General features: G+C 70.1%; 1 pseudogene. It reads right to left on the reverse strand.

Features of this window, described 5'->3' with window-relative positions:
* A pseudogene (locus tag LPA54_RS41810) lies at nt 1-194 on the reverse strand (hypothetical protein); the annotation flags it as partial.
* Nucleotides 195-385 lie beyond the last annotated feature (191 nt).

Raw genomic sequence — 385 nt, forward strand, 5'->3', positions numbered from 1 at the left:
GTCTCCAGCAGTGCGCCGGGATTCCCGCCAGGGGGGCTGCTCATCGCCAGGTTCTGGCGGATGCGCACAGCCGGGCCGACCGGCAGTTGCCTGCGTGTGACCGTCGGCCCGCCGAAGTCGTCGGCGCTGAACGTCTCGGCCAGCCAGTCCAGCGTGAGGCGGCGAACCGTCTCGTCGGGCCAGATCAGGTCCACCTCCAGCAGAGCGAGAGCCGAGTCGAACCCGTCCGGATACAGGGCGAAGGCATAGAACGGGTCCCGGCTGCGGCTGTCCTCCGCTCGCGCTCGGAGGTCCCGTCGCAGGGTCCTTCGGTCCAGCTCAAGGCCCGCTGCCCGACCACGCTCGCACAACCCCACCGCGGTGTTCTTCGCCCAGGCCTTCACGT

It is taken from the genome of Streptomyces sp. DH12 (assembly GCF_020873895.1).
GTDB lineage: Bacteria > Actinomycetota > Actinomycetes > Streptomycetales > Streptomycetaceae > Streptomyces.